Genomic DNA, 19,668 nt, shown 5'->3' on the forward strand with positions numbered 1-19,668 from the left:
CGGTCGACGAGTATCAGGACGTGTCGCCGTTGCAGAACCGTCTGCTCGAGCTCTGGCTGGGCGACCGGCGCGACATCTGTGTCGTGGGCGACGCCAGCCAGACCATCTACTCGTTCGCGGGCGCCGAGCAGCGCTTCCTCTTGGAGTTCGAACGACGGCATCCCGATGCGACGGTCGTCCGCCTCGAGACCAACTACCGGTCGCAGGCCCCGATCCTCGAAGCGGCGAACGCGCTCATGAAGGGCAGGCCGGGTGCGCTCGAGCTCGTCCCGGCGCGCGAGACCTTCCACGCGGATGCCCCCACCGTCACCGCGTACGACTCCGAGCGCGAGGAGGCCGAAGGCATCGCCGCGGCCGTCTCGGCCCGCATCGCCGCGGGTACGTCTCCCGCCGACATCGCCGTGCTCTACCGCGCGCACGCGCAGTCCGCCGCGCTGCAGCAGGCGCTCGCCGCCGAGGGCGTCGCGACCTCGGTGCTGGGCGGCACGCGGTTCTTCGCGATGCCCGAGGTGCGGCAGGCGATCCTCGCGCTGCGAGCAGCGGCGGTCGCTCCCACCGAACAGGGATTCCTCCCGGGTGTCCAGCGCGTCCTGCGCGAGCTCGGCCTGAGCGACGAGCCCCCGGCCGCGGGTGGCGCGCAGCGCGACGGCTGGGAGGCGCGGCGCGCGATCCTCAGGCTCGCGGAGGACGCCGGACCCGACGAGAACCTCCGCACGTTCAGCGACTCGCTGATGGCTCGCGCCAAGGACCAGCATGAGCCGACGCTGCGCACCGTCACGCTGTCGACCCTGCACGCCGCGAAGGGTCTCGAATGGCCGCACGTGCACCTCGCAGGGTGGGCCGAGGGGGCGCTGCCCATCTCGTATGCCACCGGATTCGAGGCCATCGACGAAGAGCGACGTCTCGCGTATGTCGGTGTCACGCGAGCCGCGCGTACGCTGGCGCTCTCCTGGTCTCGATCCGCGGGGCGAGGGGAACGAGCGCCGTCGCGGTTCCTGGCAGAGATGGGGACGACGGCACGCGGCACCGGCATTCTTCGTGAAATGTCACCAAACGCCACTCGCGCCGACCGTCGTCGCTGATCACCGCATACTCGCCCGGTGACGCGGATGCCGCCAGCAGCCGTGCGACGAGGGTGGCCGCGTCGGCGACGCATGCCGCGCTCAGAGGACCGGCGGGGCGAGCGACGAGCTGCGCGTGCAGCCGCGGCCATGCCGGATCCTTCGCGCGCTCGTGCCCGTCGCGGCAGCTCAGACACGGTGAGATGCCGGGGACGATCACGGGGCCGACGGTCGTCCGCCCGCGCTCCCACGACACCGGCAGGTGGGCGAGGTCGTCGCGCAGGTAGCGTGCGAACTGCAGCGCGGCCGCCGCGCCCTCCACGAGAACGACACCGACGTGTCGAGGATCCCCGCGCACACCGTCAGCCACGCCCTCGTCGACCAGGGCCTCCCGCATCCGGTACTCGCACCGGCCGTCGAGGACGTCGATGCTCTCGACCCACGCGGCCGGGGGAGAGGCGACATCGTCGACCAGCAACGGCTCGAGCCGCGCGAGCAGCCGGCGTGCGTCGGCACGCGGTGCGCCCGCGGCGTGGGCGAGGACGTCGAACGTCGAGCGGCGGAAACCCGCCGCCATGCGGGCGACGAGGCGTTCCACCCACGGTTCGGAGGCGGGGATCCGCAGAGTTCCCTCGATGCCGATCTGCAGGGTGTCGCCATCGCGCCACAGCAACGGGACGGCGGGGTCGAGGCGGGTCGTGATCTGCGGACTCAGCGGAGGCATCCCTCGATTCTGGGGATGATCACGTGGCGCGGGGTGCCGGGAGGACGATCGGTGGAGAAGATCGGGCGCCCCCGCGGTCTGTGCAGGAGAGGTGTCGGCCCTGGTCCGGGTACCTGACCCGGCCCCGGTTTCAGACCGGACCGACGGCCGGGTCAGACCGGTCGCTCGCCCCCGGTCCCGTCGCCCGGCTCCTCGCCGTCGCTCTCCTCGCCGTCGGTTCCGGAAGAGGCGTCATCCGTCTCACCGTTCCTCTCGGCGGAGAAATCGTCGCCGTCGAGCAGGCGCGCGAGGGCCTCGTCGAACTCGTCGGCGGCCGGCTGCTCGCCACGGGCCGTCGCCTGCAGTCGCGCCACCAGCGCGGAGGGGTCGTCGATGTCCTCCGAGGTGGGCATCAGGTCGGGGTAGTCCCACAGGGCGTCGCGCCCCGCGGCGCCGACCGCGTCGGTGACCGCCTGCCACATGGCCGACGCCTCGCGCAGGCGGCGCGGGCGGAGCTTGAGTCCGACGAGAGCGCCGAGGGCGTCCTCCGCCGGGCCGCCGACCGCGCGGCGACGGCGTGCGGCCTCGGCGATGCGCGCGCCGTCGGGAAGCCGGGAGGTGGCCTGAGCGGTGACGACGTCGACCCATCCGTCGATCGTCGCGACCAGGTTCTCGAGCCGCGCCAGAGCTTCGCTCTGCGCCTCCGTCTGCGAGGGCAGCAGCGCGCCGCCCTCGATCGCCGACCGCAGCTCCTCGGGATTCGAGGGGTCGAGGCGGCTCGCCACGTCCTCCAGCGCGTCGACGTCGACCGTGACGCCGCGTGCGAAGTCGGTGATCTGCGCCATCACGTGCAGGTGCAGCCACTTCGCGTGGCGGTACAGCCGGGCGTAGGCCAGCTCGCGCGTGGCGAGGTAGAGGATGATCTGGTCTTCGGGGATCTCGAGTCCGTCGCCGAAGTCGCTGAGGTTCTGCGGGATCACCGCCGCAGTCCCTGCCGGGAGCACGGGGATGCCGACATCGCCGCCGGACACCACTTCGAGGGCGAGCTTGCCGAGCACCTGTCCGAACTGGGCCGCGAACACCGACCCTCCGAGGCCCCGCATGAGCTTGCCGGCCCCCTGCACGACCTCGCGCATCTCCTCGGGCACCTGGGTGTCGAGGGCGCTGGTGAGCGCATCCGCGATGCTCGTGGACACCGGCTCGGCGATCTCCTTCCACACCGGGAGGGTCGCCTCGACCCACTCGCCGCGGGTCATCGCCCTGGGCCGCTCGGCGAGCTCGGAGATGGTGGTCGCCTCGCTCAGCCACAGATCGGCGAGTGCGAACGAGTCGACGAGCGAGGTGCGCGATCCCTCGGTGATGCCGAGCCCGTCGCGGTTCGCGATGTGCAGCGCCTGACGCAGCGCGTTCTCCCATGCGTCGCCGCCGAAGGCGCCTTGCAGCTGCGACATGATGGTCTGCATCATGGCGGGATCGAGCTGGATGCCGTCCATGCCGGAGAAGGCGTTCCGCAGCGCTTCGGGGTCGATGTCACCGCCGCCCTGGCCGGCCATCATTCGTCGGAGGAACTCTTCGAAATCCTCGGGGGTGGGGTCGTTGTCTGGCATGTCGCTCGCCTCTCAGCACGTCTGAAGCCGTGGCATCTACGCTAGTCACAGGAGTGGCCGCCAGACCCCGACGCGGGCAGATCGCTGTACGCCGCCCGCGAACGACGGAGGAAAACTGTGGATCGAACCCGGTCTGTGAAACTCGGGCTGGGCGTCTGGGCGCTGATCGTCGCTCTGATCGCGCTCGTCGTGCTCACCTTCCTCCCGACGCCCTACGTGATCCAGCGCCCTGGGCCGGTGTACGACACCCTCGGAACCGCCGCCGGCGCCGACGGCGAGCAGGTCCCGCTGATCCAGATCGACGGTGCGGAGACGTACGAGACGGCGGGAACGCTCGACCTCACGACCGTGCAGGTCGTCGGGAACCGCGAGCGCACGCCGAGCTGGTTCGAACTCGCTCTCGCGTGGACGGACTCCTCGCGCGCCGTCGTCCCGATCGACTCGGTGTTCCCCGAGGGCGTGACCACCGAGCAGCGCGACGAGCAGAACGCGACGCTGATGGTCGACTCGCAGCACGAGGCCACGGCCGCCGCGCTCGATGAGCTCGGATACGACACCGGCGCCGAGGTCGTGGTGCAGGAGGTCATCGACGACGCGCCCGCCGAGGGGAGCCTCGAGGCGGAGGACGTCATCACCGCGGTGGACGGCACCGCAGTGAGCTCCGCGAAGCAGCTGAAGCAGGCGATCCAGGACGCCGGCGGAGCCCCCGTCGCGCTCACCGTGCAGCGTGCGGGCGACGAGCACGTCGTCGAGGTCACGCCCGAGGCGCAGACCCAGGGGGATGTCACCACCTGGCTCATCGGCGTCTCGCTGCGCACCGACTACGACTTCGCGGTCGACGTCACGCTGCAGCTCGACAACGTCGGCGGTCCGAGCGCGGGCATGATGTTCGCGCTCGGGATCATCGACACGCTCACCGAGGGCGAGCTCAACGGCGGGGAGAACGTCGCCGGCACCGGCACCATCGAGGCCGACGGGACGGTGGGGCCGATCGGCGGCATCCGTCAGAAGCTCTACGGGGCGCGAGACGCGGGCGCCGAGTACTTCCTCGCGCCGTCGTCCAATTGCGACGAGGTGACCGGGCATGTGCCCGACGGGCTCACGGTGATCAGCACCTCCACCCTCGAGGAATCTCTCGCTGCGCTCGACGTGATCGCCGACGGCGGCGATGTGGCCGCGCTCCCGAGCTGCGATGTCGTGACCTCCCCGTGACAGGGTGGACAGCCGCCGTACAGTGAGGCGAGCCTAGGATGGAAGGGTGACCTCGACTTCCGCACCGAACCCGGCCACTCCTCGAACCTCGCGAAGAATCTTCGGGATCTCGCTGGCGATCATCGCCGCGCTGATCGCCGCCTTCTTCCTCTTCGCGTCGTTCTACACCGAATACCTCTGGTTCGACCAGGTGGGCTTCACCGGAGTGCTCACCACTCAATGGTTCGCCACGGCGGTGATGTTCGTCATCGGCTTCCTCGGTATGGCGGTGCCGCTGTTCGTCGCGATCCAGCTGGCCTACCGTCTGCGGCCCGTCTACGTGCGCCTCAGCTCGCAGCTGGACAGGTACCAGGAGGTCATCGAGCCGCTCCGTCGCCTCGCGATGTGGGGCATGCCCATCTTCTTCGGCCTGTTCGCCGGCTTCTCGGCCGCCAGCCAGTGGAAGACCGTGTGGCTGTGGGCCAACGGCGTCACCACCGACACCACCGACCCGCAGTTCGGCGTCGACACCGGCTTCTACATGTTCGCGATGCCGTTCTATTCGATCCTGCTCGCGTTCGTGTCGGCCGTGCTGCTGCTGACGCTCGTCGTGACCGCACTCGTGTCGTACCTCTACGGGTCGGTGCGCATCGGCCAGGGTGAGCTGCGCATCTCCAAGCCCGCGCGCATCCAGCTCGCGATCCTCGCAGGTCTCTACCTGCTCGTGCAGGCGGCGAGCCTGTGGCTCGACCGGTTCAAGACACTGGTCGCCCAGGACGATCGCATCGTCGGCCCCGCCTACACCGGCGTGAACGCGACGATCCCCGGTCTCGCGATCCTCACCATCATCGCGGCGATCGTCGCGATCCTCTTCTTCGTCACGGCCGTCATCGGTCGCTGGCGCTTCCCGCTGGCCGCGACCGCGCTGCTGATCGTCGCCTCGCTCGTCGTCGGCGTCGGCTTCCCGTGGGCGGTCACGACCTTCCAGGTGCGACCGAACCAGAACGCCTACCAGGCGGAGTTCTACCAGCGGAACATCGACGGCACGAAGGAGGCGTACGGGGTCGCCGATCTCGAGACGACTCCTTTCGAGGCCGAGACCGATGCCGAGGCGGGTCAGCTGCGCGCGGATGCCGAGACGACGGCATCCATCCGCATCGTCGATCCTGCGGTGATCAGCCCGGCTGTGCGTCAGCTCGAGCAGTACCGCGGGTACTACCAGTTCCAGCAGAACCTCGACGTCGATCGGTATGAGATCGACGGGGAGATGCAGGACACCGTGGTGTCGGTGCGAGACCTCGACATGGAGGGCGTCGACGTCAGCAACTGGAACAACCGCGCCGCGGTCTACACGCACGGCTACGGTCTCGTGGTCGCGGCAGGCAACCAGCGCACGAGCGACGGGGAGCCCGTCTTCCTCGAGCGCGGCATCCCCTCCGCGGGATTCCTCACCGACCAGGAGAACTTCGAGCCCCGCGTGTACTTCGGTGAGAACTCGCCCGAGTACTCGATCGTCGGGTCGCCCGACGGATCGGACCCGGTCGAGATCGACTACCCGCGCGGCAAGGACGGCTCGAACGAGACCAAGACCACGTTCGAGGGCGACGGTGGGCCGAAGATCGGCAACACCTTCACGAAGCTCCTCTACGCGCTGAAGTTCCAGTCCGAGCAGATCCTGTTCTCCAATCTGGTGAACGACGAATCGCAGATCCTGTACGACCGCGATCCGAAGACCCGAGTGCAGAAGGTCGCGCCGTACCTGGAGCTCGACAGCGATCCGTACCCGAGCGTGGTCGACGGCAAGATCGTCTGGATCGTCGACGGCTACACGACCAGCGCCACGTACCCCTACTCGACGAACGTGAGCCTCTCCGAGGCGATCGCCGACTCGAACCTGCCGTCGCCGACCCTCGCGATCGACGACATCAACTACATCCGCAACTCGGTGAAGGCCACGGTCGACGCCTACGACGGATCGGTGACCCTGTATGCCTGGGACGACAAGGACCCGGTGCTGCAGACGTGGCAGAACATCTACCCGTCGACGCTCAAGCCGGTGAGCGAGATGTCGTCCGACCTGATGAGCCACGTGCGGTACCCGACCGATCTCTTCAAGGTGCAGCGCGACATCCTCGGGATCTACCACATCGACACCGCAGGCTCGTTCGCGCAGCAGGACAACCGCTGGCAGACGCCGAACGACCCTCGCAGCGATCAGGTGCTGCAGCCCCCGTATTACCTGACCATGCAGATGCCCGGCCAGGATTCCCCGCGGTTCTCGATGTTCTCGACGTTCATCCCGTCGGCGACCGGGAGCGGCGGCAACCGCGACGTCCTGATGGGCTACCTCGCGGTCGATTCGGATGCCGGCTCCGAGGCCGGCGTCAAGGGCGAGGGCTACGGACAGCTCAGGATGCTCGAGATCGATACCGACACGACCGTGCCGGGACCGGGACAGGTGCAGAACACCTACAACTCCGACACCGCCGTGGTGCCGCAGCTGAACCTGCTGCAGCAGGGTGAGTCCGAGGTCCTCTACGGCAATCTTCTGACGCTGCCCGTCGGAGGCGGTCTGCTCTACGTGCAGCCGGTCTACGTGCAGTCGTCGGAGGGCACCAAGCTTCCGCGTCTGCAGAAGGTCCTCGTGGCCTTCGGCGACAAGGTGGCGTTCGAGGACACCCTGACCGCAGCCCTCGACACGCTCTTCGGGGGAGACTCGGGCGCGACCGGCGGTGACGACCAGGTCGAGCCGACGCAGCCCGATCCCGATACCGGCGAGGTTCCGACCGAACCGACGACGCCCACCGATGCACAGGCCGAGGCGCTCGACGCTGCGCGTCAGGCGCTCACCGACCGTGACGCCGCGCTCAAGTCCGGCGACCTGACGAAGTTCGCCGAGGCGGACAAGCGTCTCACGGACGCGGTCAACACGCTGCTCGGACTGGAGTCGACGTCGGGGGAGTGATCCCGTAGCGAGGAGACAAGAATGGGCGCCCCTCCGGGGGCGCCCATTCTGGTTTCGTGCCTCGATCCACCTCATCCCGGTATCGTCCGGCGGGTACCGACTTTCCGTATCGGTGACCGGCGGGTCCAGTGACGACCACTTCGACGCGTCCATGACGCTCGGTGACTGTCAGCAGCGGTGTGCAGGAGCCTCGCCACCATGACCGCGTTCCGATTCGTGTGTCGTGGACAGCACGTCATGAGGCAGGAAAGCAAAAGGCCCCTAATCAGGATTTCTCCTGATCAGGGGCCTTTCTTGTGTCGCATTCTCGTTGCGGGGACAGGATTTGAACCTGCGACCTCCGGGTTATGAGCCCGGCGAGCTACCGAACTGCTCCACCCCGCGGCACGAGTTACAGCCTAACACGGATTCTGAGGGCTCGCGAATCGAGGTCGGCCCCGGCGCGATGGGGGAGGATGTGAGCATGCCCGCATCCGCCGCCGTGCCCGTCGCCGTCTGCCAGTTCGCTCCGACGGACTCCCGCGAAAGCAACCGTGAGCGCCTCGCCGAGCTCGTCGTCGCTGCCGCTGCCCGGGGCGCGCGACTGATCGTCTTCCCCGAGTACTCGAGCTACTTCGTCGATCCCATGGACGACACGCTCGCCGCGAATGCGGAGACGCTGGAGGGCGACTTCGTCACGACGCTGCGGGCCCTGGCGGCAGACCACGGCGTCGTGATCGTCGCGGGCCTGGTCGAGCGCGCCTCCGACGCCGCGCACGTGCACAACACCGTCGTCGCCGTCCGCGGCGACGGCATCCTCGGCGTGTACCGCAAGCAGCACCTGTACGACGCCTTCGGACAGAAGGAGTCCGACTGGATCGAGGCGGGCGAGCTCACGGCGCCGACCTTCGAGGTCGCCGGCATGCGCTTCGGGCTCATGACCTGCTACGACCTGCGCTTCCCCGAGGTCGCACGCACGCTCGTCGATGCCGGCGCCGACGCGCTCGTCGTCCCCGCCGAATGGGTGCGCGGCCCCCTCAAAGAGCATCACTGGACCACATTGCTCGCGGCGCGCGCGATCGAGAACACCGTCTACGTGGTCGCGGCCGATCACCCGACCCCGGTCGGGGTGGGACACTCGCAGATCATCGACCCGCAGGGCGTCGTCCTGGCCGGAGTCGGAGTGAGCGAGGGCATCGCCCTCGCGCCCGTCGAGCGCGCCGTGATCGAGCGGGTTCGCGAGAGCAACCCCGCCTTGCAGCTCAGACGGTACCGGGTCAGCCCGCGCTGACGGCGGGAGCCGCTCCGTCGATCAGAATTCGGCGGCGCTGAGCCGTGCGGCGGCCTCCTGCAGCACGTCGATGCGCTTGCACGCGGCGAACCGCACGAGCCCGGCGTACTCGTGTCGCCGCTCCGCTGACACGAAGGCGCTGAGCGGGATCGCCACGACACCCGCCCGCTCAGGCAGCTCGCGGCAGAACTGCGCCGCATCCGCACCGCCGAGCCCCGACGCATCGGCCACGGTGAAGTAGCCCCCCTGTGGCGCGTGGACGACGAACCCGGCGTCCCTCAGCCCGGCGCCGAGGATCTCGTGCTTGCGCGCCAGTGCCGCCGCCGCCCCCGTGAAGTAGTCGTCGCCGAGGCGCAGGCCGACGGCCACAGCGGGCTGGAAGGGCGAGCCGTTCACGTAGGTCAGGTACTGCTTCACGGTCAGGACGGCGGTGATCAGCGCGGCGGGGCCGTGCACCCAGCCGATCTTCCAGCCCGTGGCCGAAAACGTCTTGCCCGCCGAAGATATCGTCAGGGTGCGCGCCGCACCGCCGGGCAGCGCGGCGATCGGAGTGTGCGGGGAGTGGAACGACAGATGCTCGTAGACCTCGTCGGTGACGATGGTCGCGTCGTGCCGCTCGGCGAGCCGGATGACCTCGTCGAGCACCTCCCGGTCGAACACCGCACCGGTCGGATTGTGCGGGTCGTTGACGAGGATGATCCGGGTGCGGTCGGTGACGGTCTCAGCGAGCAGATCCAGATCCGGTCGGAAGTCCGGAGCGCGCAGGGGGACCGTCCGCAACCGTGCGCCTGCCAGCGCGACCGCCGCCGCGTACGAGTCGTAGTACGGCTCGAAGACGACCACCTCGTCGTCCGGTCCGTCGATCAGCGCGAGCAGAGCGGCGGTCAGCGCCTCCGTCGCACCGGCGGTCACGATCACCTCGCTCGCCGTGTCGACCTCCAGTCCGTAGAACCGCTGCTGGTGCTCGCTGATGGCGGCGAGCAGGTCGGGCGCGCCCCGACCGGGCGGGTACTGGTTGACGCCCCGGGAGATCGCCTCACGGGCGGCCTCGAGCACCTCCCTGGGGCCGTCCTCGTCGGGGAAGCCCTGCCCGAGGTTGATCGCCCCGGTTCTGGCCGCCGCGGCGGACATCTCTGCGAAGATGGTGGGTGCGACGGTTCCGTCGGCTGCGAGCAGGCCGGCTCCCGCTGCCGTACGCCGCCAGGCGCCGGGGATCTCATTCATGGAGAACAGGCTAAGGCCATAGCGGAAACTCATCTGCACCATACGAAACGCACAGACAGAGTCGTCATTCTGAAGGGGCGTTGTTGAAGGAGCACACACCATGAACGAAGACAACACCCACGACCACACGTCACCCGCGTCGAACGACGCCGTGCCGTCCACCGAGGTGCCAGGGGCCGTCGACCATTCGACGACGAACGGCGCCGCTGAGACCCGTACCGACCTCCCTGCCCCCGCGCCCGTCGGCCAGGGACACGAGATGCCGCAGACGTTCACCTCGGCGCCTGCCGCGGTCACTCCGCCGCAGACGCCTGCGGCGTCGCAGAATCCCGCACCGGGTGGCGCTCCCGCGTTCGCCGCGCCCCACGCTGCACCCGTGCCGCAGCAGCCCGCGGCGTTCGCTGCTCCGAGCGGTGTCGGTGCCCCGGACGCATCGGCATACGGATCGGCCCCGGCGCACCCCGGCGCCCCCACCTCGACCGCGCCCGGCGCGGCGTTCGGCATCCACTCCGCGGCCCAGCCAGGGCAGGGCGAGCCGTTCGCGGCTCCGGTGAAGGCCAAGGAGAAGCCCCGTGCCGGTGTGAAGTTCGCCGCCATCGTGGTCGCCGCCGCGCTCGTCGGCGGTGTCGCCGGATTCGGCGGGGGAGCCATCCTCAACGGGATCTCCAACCAGACCTCGACCGGGGTCGCGCAGGGACCCGACACCGTGACGGTGAACAATCCGGGTTCCGTCAACGAGACCACCGCCGTCGCCACGGAGGCGCTGCCGTCCGTCGTCACGATCGAGGTCGCGGGCTCGGACCAGGGCGGCAGCGGTTCGGGCGTCATCATCAGCGACGACGGCTATGTGCTCACGAACACCCACGTCGTGACCCTCGGCGGTGCGGTCGCCGATCCGACCATCCGGGTCACGACGTCGGATGGCCGCATCTACGCGGCGACCGTGGTCGGCACCGACCCGATCTACGATCTCGCCGTCATCAAGCTGACCGACGCGAAAGACCTCACCCCGATCGAGTTCGCCGACTCCTCATCGCTCAACGTGGGAGACACGGCGGTGGCGCTCGGTGCGCCGCTCGGTCTGTCGAACTCGGTCACCACCGGAATCGTCAGCGCCCTGAACCGCAGCATCCAGATCGCCTCGTCCGCGCTGCCCGACTCGTCGTCGGAAGACGCTCCCCAGCAGGAGGAGACGCCGCCGGAGGGTCAGGGTCAGGGGCCGTTCCAGTTCGATCTGCCGGGGAACACCTCCCAGCAGAGCTCCGACTCGATCTCGATCGCCGTCATCCAGACGGACGCCGCGATCAATCACGGCAACTCGGGCGGCGCGCTCGTCAACAGCAAGGGCGAGCTGATCGGCATCAACGTGGCCATCGCGAGCTCGGGCAACTCCGAGGAAGGCGGATCCATCGGCATCGGCTTCGCGATCCCCTCGAACATCGCCGAGCGCGTCTCGAAGGAGATCATCGCCGACGGTGCGGCGACGCACGGTCTGCTCGGCGCCTCGGTGCAGGATGCCGCCAGCGCGGAGAACGCCGCGGTCGCCGGTGCGCTGATCGCCGATGTGTCCGGTGGAGGCGCCGCCGCCACCGGTGGACTCAAGAAGGGCGACGTGGTCACCGCCTTCAACGGCGTCCCGATCACGAGCGCGACGGATCTGACCGCTCAGGTCCGCGCGGCCGCAGGCGGCAGCGATGCCAAGGTCACCTACATCCGCGGAGGCAAGCAGTTCGAGAGCGACGTCACACTGGGAGCTCTCGCCGGCTGATCACCCGGACCACCCGGTCACCGAGAAGGACGCCACCCCGCGATAGGCTCGCGGAGTGGCGTCCTTCTCTTTCGGCTCCGGCAATGCGGCCAAGCTGCTGCGGATCCCGGTCTACCTCGCCGGTCGCGTCGGCACATCTCTCGTACCGCGCGGCTCACGCTGGGTGTTCGGGTGCGGAGCCGGCATCGGAGACGGCGCGCTCGCGCTGCAGCGGCACGCTGCGTCCCAGGGCCACGAGACGCTCTGGCTCACGTCCTCGGATCGTGAGGATGCCGACGCCGCTGCTCTGGGCCTGCGCACCGTGCGCAAGCACGGGCTGCGCGGGTGGTGGGCGACCGCGCGGGCCGGTGTCGTCGTGGTCACCCATGGGCTCGGGGACGCGAACCGCTACGCGATCGCCGGCGCCTTCGTCGTGCAGCTCTGGCACGGCATCCCCCTCAAGCGCATCGGCCTGGACTCGCCCGCCACGACGCAGGTCCCCGACGTTCCGGGCGCGCGTGTGCTCCGACGCCTCGTCGAGTTCCTCTACCGTCGGGCCGCACAGCGCATCCGCGTGCTCCCGGCGGCGTCGCATCGATCCCGCGGGCGCCTCGAGTCGGCATTCGGCCTCGGCGACGATCGGGTGGTCGTGACCGGCGAGCCCCGCGTCGACGTGCTCTCCGCGGGGGAGCCCGAGGCGCGGCGGGCGACGGCATCCATCGCCCTCGACCGTGCACTCGGGGAACCGCGGAGATCCTCCCGCACGATCCTCTACGCGCCGACCTGGCGCGACGGCGCACCCGACCCCGCGATACCGGATGCGGCGCAGTGGGTGCGGATCATCCGCATGCTGGAGGAGCACGATGCCGTGCTCCTCGTCCGTTCGCACCCGCTCGGTGAGGGCGGGTACGCCCCTCCGCTGCCGACCGCGCGGGTGAAGATGCTCGGATCGGGTGTGCTCGCCGACGTGACTCCGGTGCTGCCGGCGGTGGACCTGCTGATCACCGACTACTCCTCGCTCGCCTACGACGTCGGGCTCCTGGCGATGCCGGTGCTCTACCTCGCACCCGACGTCGTCGAGTACGGCCGCACCCGCGGGTTCTACGGGCGGTTCCGGGACGTGGCGGGCGACGAGTGGGCGGCGGACTGGGATGCCGTGGTGCCGCAGCTGTCGGCCCTGCTGGAGGACGACGACGTGTTCGCCGCCGCCGCCGGGCGTTCCGCTACGCTCAGCGCGGAGATGCATGCATTCCGCGACGGGTGCAACACCCAGCGGGTGTACGAGAAGATTCGCGCGCGCGGTGTCGCCGCGCCGAAGGGAGCAGTATGACCACGGCCCGGATCGATGATGCGGCGGAGACGCTCGTCATCGCAGGGACCGGTCCGCGTCCCTCCACCGCCGAGCTGATCGGGCCGCGCGCCAGGGTCACCGCTCGGATCACCGGCGGAGGCAAGACGTGGAAGGCGACCGTCCCCCTTCGTGCGTCGCGATGGGGTGGGGCCGAGCTGCCGCTCCCGGCCGGAGACTACGAGATCCGCATCCCCGGCGTCGACCTCGCGGGTCTCGCCGTCGCCCCGGAGGTGCTGTCCGGAGTGCGCATCGCGGTCCGCGGCGCCACGGCCGCCATCGCGGCGCCCATCGATCCCGCCTACGAGACGCCCGAGGGGCAGGCGACCCTCGAGGGACGCTACCTGGCGCACACCGGCGGAACGGAGAACGCGGTGTTCTTCGAGAGCTTCTACGGGCGCACCGTCGGGTGCAACCCGCAGGCCATCGATCGAGCACTCGCCGTGGCGGCGCCGGCGGTCGTGCGCTACTGGAGCGTCGCCGATCTCTCGGTGGCGGTTCCCGACGGCGCCATCGCGGTCGTCGAGGGCAGCCCGGAATGGTGGCGCGCTCGTGCGGACGTCCGGCTCCTCGTCGTCAACGACTGGCTGCGCCGGCGCTTCGTCCGCAAACCGGGCCAGAAGGTTCTGCAGACCTGGCACGGCACTCCGTTGAAGAGACTCGCCCTGCACAGGCCGGGGTTCGACCTGCGCCGTATGGCCGCCGTCGTGAAGGAGTCCCGCCGGTGGGACGTCCTGCTCGCGCAGAACGCGTATTCGGAGCGCATTCTCCGCAAGGCATATGCCTTCTTCGGACGCCCCATCTGGGTCGAGGGGTACCCGCGCGACGATGTGCTGGTGACGGGTGACCCCGCGGCGATCCGCGCCGACCTCGGGATCGGCCCCGACGAACGCGTGCTGCTCTACGCACCCACGTGGCGCGATGACCGCGCCGGGATGGTCGACTTCGTCGACGCGGAGGCGCTCGCTCGGCAGACGGACTCCGTCGTGCTCGTCCGTGGTCACTCCCGCACGATCGACACCGATCGCGACCGTGCCGGTGCTCGTGTGATCGACGTCACCGGATATCCGGAGACCTCGCAGCTGCTGCTCGCCGCCGACGCGCTGATCACGGACTACTCCTCGGTGATGTTCGACTTCAGCGTCACGGGCAAGCCGATGTTCTTCCTCGTACCCGACCTCGACCACTACCGCGGTCAGCTGCGCGGTTTCTACTTCGACCTCGAGAGCAGGGCACCCGGCCCGCTGGTCCGCTCGCAGGAGGAGCTCGTCGCCGCGCTCGCCGATTCCACGCTCGCGGAGGCGTTCGCACCGCGGTACGCGGCGTGGCGGGCGCAGTTCAACGCCCGTGACGACGGCCACGCGGCGGAGCGGGTGGTCGCACGCATCCTCGACCAGGGGTACGTCACCCGCTGATCCCCGCCCCGGCTCAGGGGAGCGGGGTGTTGCGGGTGCCGAGCCTCGACGCGTCGACGGTGTCACGGGCTCCGCGGAGCACGCCGCCTAGGAACCCGAAGCCCCACGAGAGGTGCATCGTCGGCAGCACGGCGGCCGTCCACAGCCGTTGGCGCGGGCCGCCACCGCCGGGCAGAGCGGCCACGACGAGCACGAGGATCACATAGGCGAGCAACGGCAGGTAGATCACCGCGGAGAGGATCGTGGAGAGGACCCCGGTCACGGCCCCGACGAGCTGCGTGACGCCGAGCAGCACGGCGGTGGCGAGCAGTGCGACGAGCGCGGGCGGTGCGAAGAAGCGGATGCCGTTGCGGCGCCCGTACCGGCGCACGAGCTCGCCTCTCCACGCTCCGGTGGCCCGGAACTGCCGGGCCAGACGCAGCCAGCTCTCCCGCGGCCAGTACGTGACCGAGAGGCTCGGATCGAACCACACCCGATGTCCGGCCTGACGGATGCGGAGGTTGAGCTCCCAGTCCTCGCCGCGGCGGATCGACTCGTCGAAGAGCCCGACCTCCTCGAGCACCTCGCGGCGCATGACGCCCAGGTAGGCGGATTCGGCCTCGCCCTCGTGCGTCCCTCCGTGGTAGGCGCCTCCGCCGAGTCCGACGGGTGAGTTGTACAACCGTGCGACGGCTCGCTGGAACGGCGTCCTGCCGTCCGCATGCATCACGCCGCCGACGTTCGCGGCGCCGGTGCGCCGGAGCGTCTCGAGGGCGCGCGCGGCGTAGCCGGGGGAGAGCTCGGAGTGGGCGTCGACCCGCACGATCGTGGCGTATCGGCTCGCTCGGATCGCCGCGTTCAGTCCGACGGGGATGTGCGCGGCCGGGTTCTCGACGAGCCGGATCCTCTCGTCGTCGGCGGCGAGGCGCTGCGCGAGGGCGGTGGTGCCGTCGGTCGACGGTCCGAGGGCCAGCACGAGTTCGGCGGGCACCGTCAGCTCCTGCGCGAGCACGGAACGGACGGCGTGCTCGAGGTAGGCGCGCTCGTTCAGGACGGGCATGACGAAGGACACCCCGTGGTCGGGGGCGTCGATCTCGTTGTCAGGCACATGACGATCATGGCATGTGCTCTCGGACGTTCGCTGATGCGGGCGCCGGCCGCCCGGGATCGGCTGAGAACCGCGGGTCCCACTCGGTATCCTGGAGGGATGGGTGCTGTGTCCGATGCGAAGAAGGCCTACCGTCTGCTGAAGAGGGCTCTCGCCTCGCGTACCGCGGTGCAACGGGTCCGCCGCAGGCTGGCCGATCGGGAACCGCATCCGTCAGGGCGGTACCAGATAGCGGTCTACTTCGCCGACGGTGCGGTGAACATGTACCAGATGCGGCAGTGGTACCGTCCGCTGGCGGAGCTCGCGAAGCGCTGGCCGGTCGTCGTGCTGGCGCGCTCGGCCACGGGCGCGGACAGGCTCCTCGACGAAGACGGCCCTCCGGTCGCCTTCGTCCCGACCGTGCGCGACCTGGAGCAGTTCGTCGCCTCGCAGGACATCCGCATCGTCCTGTACGTGAATCAGAACACCCGCAACTTCCAGATGTTCCGCTACGGCCGCCGGTGGCACGTGTTCATCAACCACGGCGAGTCCGACAAGATGTACATGACGACGAACCAGTACAAGGCCTACGACTACGCGCTGGTCGCGGGGCAGGCGGCGCGGGACCGCCTCTCACGCACGCTCTGGGACTGGGACATCGAGCGCCGCACCCTCGAGATCGGCCGCCCCCAGGCCGACCACTATTCGGGCACGCTCCCGTACACCCCGGATGACCGCACGGTCGTGCTGTATGCGCCGACGTGGGAGGGCGACCGCCCGAGCGCGCACTACGGATCGATCGCCTCGCACGGCGAGGCACTGGTGGGTGCGCTCCTCGCGTCGTCCGCGCATCGCGTCGTCTACCGGCCGCATCCTCGCAGCGGCGTGGTCGACGACGCCTATGGCGCCGCGCACCGGCGGATCGTCGCGGCGATCTCCGCGGCGAACGCTGCCGATCCCGCAGCGCAGCACGTGTACGACAACGGTCCGGACCTGGGCTGGCAGCTGGCCGCCGCCGATGTCGCGATCGTCGACATCTCGGCCATGGTCTACGACCGCCTCGCCGTCGGCAAGCCTCTGATGATCACCCGCCCGGTCGACGACCGCGCATCGATCGACACGAACGGCTACCTCTCGGACTGCGAATGGCTCGAGGCGGATGCCGCCTCCGGCATCATCGCGGAGGTCGAGCGCGTGCGCGCGGACGAGGGGGCCATCGCCCGGTTGCGGATGTGGGTGCAGCACTACTTCGGCGACACGACACCCGGAGTCGCCACCGCGAAGTTCCACGGTGCGATCGAGGAGCTCATGCGCCGGTGGGACCGCTGGCAGGCCCACGAGATCGGTGCCGTGCGCCCCGACGAGGATGACGACGACGAAGAGGCCGACGAGGAGGAGGTCTGATGGACCTCACCGCGACCAGGGGAGTGGCCTCCCGGCTCGAGGTACTGCCCGCCATCGGCTCCACGAATACGGAGCTCTCCGAACGGGCGGCCGATGCCCGGGAGTGGCCGCATCTCTCGGTGCTCCTCACCGACACCCAGACGGCGGGGCGTGCACGGCTCGACCGCTCGTGGACGGCGCCTCCCGGATCCTCCCTCGCGGTGTCGGTGCTGCTTCGCCGGCTTCCGGCCGACCCCGATGCGCGCGCCTGGATCCCCCTCGCAGCGGGTCTCGCGATGTCGGAGGCGATCGCGGAGCAGCTGCCCGAGCACCGGGTGGCGGTCAAGTGGCCGAATGACGTCCTCGTGGAGGGGCGCAAGATCTGCGGCATCCTGGCGCAGGCGACATCCGATGCCGTGATCGTCGGCACCGGCGTCAACACCGCGATGACCGCCGCGGAGCTCCCGGTGCCGACGGCGACGTCGTTCGCCGCACTCGGAGTCCGCGCCGATGCGGACCGCCTGCTCTCGGTCTACCTGCGGCAGCTCGACATGCGGATCTCCGACCTCGCGGAGGCCGGTGACGCCGTGGCCGGCGGGCTGCATGCCGCCGTCTCGGCGCGGTGCGCGACGATCGGGCTCGACGTGCGGGTGACTCTCCCCGGGGAGCGCGTGCTCGTGGGCACCGCCGTCGCCGTGGATCAGGCAGGTCGGCTCGTCGTGCTCTCCGCGGGCGAGCACGTCGCCGTCTCGGCCGGCGACGTGGTGCATGTCCGACCGGCCCGAGTCTGACACGCCCGGGGCGCGCAGGCCGATGTCGGTCGTTCCAGGCACAATGGAGGAGTGACGCAGCCAGTGACCCTCGGCGGACGGCCGACGATGCCACCTCCCGGTGTGCCCTCCGAAGAGCTGCTGATCGCGCGGTTCCGTGGTCACGCCCGACGGCTGTTCTGGTCGGCGCTCGTGCTGATCGCGGTGTTCGGCGCCACCGCCTACTTCTACGACAATCTCCCTGCCCCGTTCGAGGACTGGATGCTCCTGAGCGCCGCCGGCGGCCTCGTGCTGCTTCTCGTGGTCGTGCCCTACACCGTCTGGTACTCGCGCTCGGTGACCGTCACGACGCGACGGGTCATCGTGCGCCACGGCGTCGGCGCGCAGAGCCGTCGGGAGATGTCCCATGCCAGGGGCTACACGATCGGCGTGCGTCGAGGCGTCCTGCAGCGGATGTGGGGGACGGGGACGATCTCGCTCTCCAACGGCGTCGATGCGCCGCTGCGACTGGCCAACGTACCCAACGTCACCCTGGTGCACGAGACCCTCGCCGACCAGATCGAGGTCAGTCAGATCCTCGCGCACCGCGACGCGCAGTCCGGGTCCGACACCGCCTCGTTCTGAGGTCGCCGCGTGGCCTGGCCGCGCGAGGAGGGTGTGTTCGATCGCTGCGGTGATGCGCGAGAATGGTCAGGACGATGGGAGACGGCACATGGCGTTGCGTGTGGGTGTGATCGGTGGAGGCCAGCTGGCCAGGATGATGATCGCTCCGGCGGTGGAGCTCGGACTCGACCTGCGGGTGCTGGCCGAAGACGAGGGGATGTCGGCCGGTCTCGCCGCGACCGCCGTCGGCGACTATCACGACCTCGATGTCGTCCGCGCGTTCGTGCAGGACGTCGACGTCGTCACCTTCGACCACGAGCACGTCCCGCAGGACATCCTCCGAGCGCTGGTCGCCGACGGCGTGGCGGTGCATCCCGGACCGGATGCCCTGCAGTTCGCCCAGGACAAGCTGCTCATGCGTGCGCGCCTCGCCGAGCTCGGTGTGCCGCAGCCCGAGTGGGCGCCGGTGCGAGACGCCGCGGAGCTGCAGGCGTTCCTCGACGACCACGGCGGCAGAGCGGTGGTGAAGACGCCACGCGGCGGGTACGACGGCAAGGGCGTGCGCGTGGTCCGCTCCGGCAGCGATGCCGGCGACTGGTTCGACGCGCTCGCCGACGGTGATGCGCTCCTCGTCGAAGAGCTCGTCGGCTTCGTGCGCGAGCTCGCCCAGCAGGTGGCGCGTCGTCCCGGCGGGCAGATCGTGGCCTACCCCGTCGTCGAGACCGTGCAGCGCGACGGCGTGTGCGCCGAGGTGCTCGCTCCCGCACCGCAGGCGTCGGAGCGGCTCGTCCAGCTGGCGGAGGAGATCGGGCGTTCGATCGCCGAGGGGCTCGGCGTCACCGGCATGCTGGCGGTCGAGCTCTTCGAGACGGACGACGAGCGCATCCTCGTCAACGAACTGGCGATGCGCCCGCACAACAGCGGGCACTGGAGCCAGGACGGCGCGGTGACCGGGCAGTTCGAACAGCATCTCCGGGCGGTGGCCGATCTCCCGCTCGGCGACGCGACGCCGCGCGCCCCCTGGTCGGTGATGATCAACATCCTCGGCGGGCCGAAGGACGGCACGCTCGGCGACCGTTTCGCTGCGGCGATGGCCGGATATCCGACAGCCAAGATCCACACGTACGGCAAGGCACCCCGTCCCGGGCGCAAGGTCGGTCACGTGAATGTGTCGGGTGCGGATCTCGACGATGCGGTGTACGTCGCGAGGGCGGCTGCCGCGCATTTCGACTGAGGGGCACAAGGGGCGTGCCGTTCGGGGATTCTCCCAGTAGCAGACCGTAGCCTGGGGGAGTGACCGAGCCTCTGCATTCCT

General features: G+C 69.9%; 14 protein-coding genes and 1 tRNA gene. 11 read left to right on the forward strand and 4 right to left on the reverse strand.

Features of this window, described 5'->3' with window-relative positions:
* The coding region (locus tag ABTZ43_RS10930; RefSeq protein WP_350538807.1) for a 3'-5' exonuclease at positions 1-1,082 on the forward strand (1,082 nt) is incomplete at its 5' end.
* Positions 1,083-1,937: 855 nt separating this feature from the next.
* Here ABTZ43_RS10930 and ABTZ43_RS10935 read toward each other — a convergent pair.
* Entirely contained in the window at positions 1,938-3,371 is a 1,434-nt protein-coding gene (locus ABTZ43_RS10935; protein WP_350538808.1) for a zinc-dependent metalloprotease, read from the reverse strand.
* Between the two features lie 117 nt (positions 3,372-3,488).
* Here ABTZ43_RS10935 and ABTZ43_RS10940 point away from each other — a divergent pair, with 117 nt between their 5' ends.
* Positions 3,489-4,583, forward strand: coding sequence for a YlbL family protein (locus ABTZ43_RS10940; protein ID WP_350538809.1), 1,095 nt, complete (start codon positions 3,489-3,491; stop codon positions 4,581-4,583).
* 46 nt (positions 4,584-4,629) lie between these two features.
* On the forward strand, positions 4,630-7,527 hold the full coding sequence (locus tag ABTZ43_RS10945) for a UPF0182 family membrane protein (protein ID WP_350538810.1): 2,898 nt from the start codon (positions 4,630-4,632) through the stop codon (positions 7,525-7,527).
* A 310-nt stretch (positions 7,528-7,837) separates the two neighbouring features.
* On the opposite strand, the gene ABTZ43_RS10950 is transcribed toward ABTZ43_RS10945, so the two are convergent.
* Positions 7,838-7,911, reverse strand: a tRNA-Met gene (locus ABTZ43_RS10950).
* A 79-nt stretch (positions 7,912-7,990) separates the two neighbouring features.
* Between ABTZ43_RS10950 and ABTZ43_RS10955 the strand changes: the two genes are divergently transcribed.
* Entirely contained in the window at positions 7,991-8,797 is an 807-nt protein-coding gene (locus tag ABTZ43_RS10955; RefSeq protein WP_350538812.1) for a carbon-nitrogen hydrolase family protein, read from the forward strand.
* Between the two features lie 21 nt (positions 8,798-8,818).
* Here ABTZ43_RS10955 and ABTZ43_RS10960 read toward each other — a convergent pair whose 3' ends face one another.
* The gene (locus ABTZ43_RS10960) at positions 8,819-10,021 is read right to left on the reverse strand and encodes an aminotransferase class I/II-fold pyridoxal phosphate-dependent enzyme (RefSeq protein WP_350538813.1); all 1,203 of its coding nucleotides are present in this window, start codon (positions 10,019-10,021) and stop codon (positions 8,819-8,821) included.
* Positions 10,022-10,121: 100 nt separating this feature from the next.
* Here ABTZ43_RS10960 and ABTZ43_RS10965 point away from each other — a divergent pair, with 100 nt between their 5' ends.
* Genes ABTZ43_RS10965 through ABTZ43_RS10975 form a run of 3 tightly spaced genes read left to right on the forward strand, consistent with a single transcriptional unit; the run spans position 10,122 to position 14,531 of the window.
* Positions 10,122-11,789: a S1C family serine protease gene (locus tag ABTZ43_RS10965; protein ID WP_082539338.1), complete on the forward strand. Its 1,668-nt coding sequence runs from the start codon at positions 10,122-10,124 to the stop codon at positions 11,787-11,789.
* A gap of 55 nt (positions 11,790-11,844) precedes the next feature.
* Positions 11,845-13,098 (forward strand): CDP-glycerol glycerophosphotransferase family protein, encoded by a 1,254-nt coding sequence (locus tag ABTZ43_RS10970; protein WP_350538814.1) that lies wholly within the window; start codon positions 11,845-11,847, stop codon positions 13,096-13,098.
* On the forward strand, positions 13,095-14,531 hold the full coding sequence (locus ABTZ43_RS10975) for a CDP-glycerol glycerophosphotransferase family protein (protein ID WP_056416313.1): 1,437 nt from the start codon (positions 13,095-13,097) through the stop codon (positions 14,529-14,531). The genes ABTZ43_RS10970 and ABTZ43_RS10975 overlap by 4 nt, the downstream gene beginning before the upstream one ends.
* Before the next feature lie 13 nt (positions 14,532-14,544).
* Here the strand turns inward: ABTZ43_RS10975 and ABTZ43_RS10980 are convergent, their stop codons facing one another.
* On the reverse strand, positions 14,545-15,570 hold the full coding sequence (locus ABTZ43_RS10980; protein ID WP_502885377.1) for a glycosyltransferase family 2 protein: 1,026 nt from the start codon (positions 15,568-15,570) through the stop codon (positions 14,545-14,547).
* A 147-nt stretch (positions 15,571-15,717) separates the two neighbouring features.
* Here ABTZ43_RS10980 and ABTZ43_RS10985 point away from each other — a divergent pair, with 147 nt between their 5' ends.
* The 4 genes from ABTZ43_RS10985 to ABTZ43_RS11000 all read left to right on the forward strand — a co-directional run bounded on the left by ABTZ43_RS10985 (position 15,718) and on the right by ABTZ43_RS11000 (position 19,587).
* Positions 15,718-17,001, forward strand: coding sequence for a CDP-glycerol glycerophosphotransferase family protein (locus tag ABTZ43_RS10985; protein ID WP_056416317.1), 1,284 nt, complete (start codon positions 15,718-15,720; stop codon positions 16,999-17,001).
* On the forward strand, positions 17,001-17,771 hold the full coding sequence (locus ABTZ43_RS10990) for a biotin--[acetyl-CoA-carboxylase] ligase (protein WP_350538816.1): 771 nt from the start codon (positions 17,001-17,003) through the stop codon (positions 17,769-17,771). The genes ABTZ43_RS10985 and ABTZ43_RS10990 overlap by 1 nt, the downstream gene beginning before the upstream one ends.
* Positions 17,772-17,822: 51 nt before the next feature.
* Entirely contained in the window at positions 17,823-18,374 is a 552-nt protein-coding gene (locus tag ABTZ43_RS10995; RefSeq protein WP_350538817.1) for a PH domain-containing protein, read from the forward strand.
* 88 nt (positions 18,375-18,462) lie between these two features.
* On the forward strand, positions 18,463-19,587 hold the full coding sequence (locus tag ABTZ43_RS11000; protein WP_350538818.1) for a 5-(carboxyamino)imidazole ribonucleotide synthase: 1,125 nt from the start codon (positions 18,463-18,465) through the stop codon (positions 19,585-19,587).
* The last annotated feature ends 81 nt before the right edge of the window (positions 19,588-19,668 follow it).

This window comes from Microbacterium sp. NPDC097977 (assembly GCF_040302605.1).
Lineage (GTDB): Bacteria > Actinomycetota > Actinomycetes > Actinomycetales > Microbacteriaceae > Microbacterium.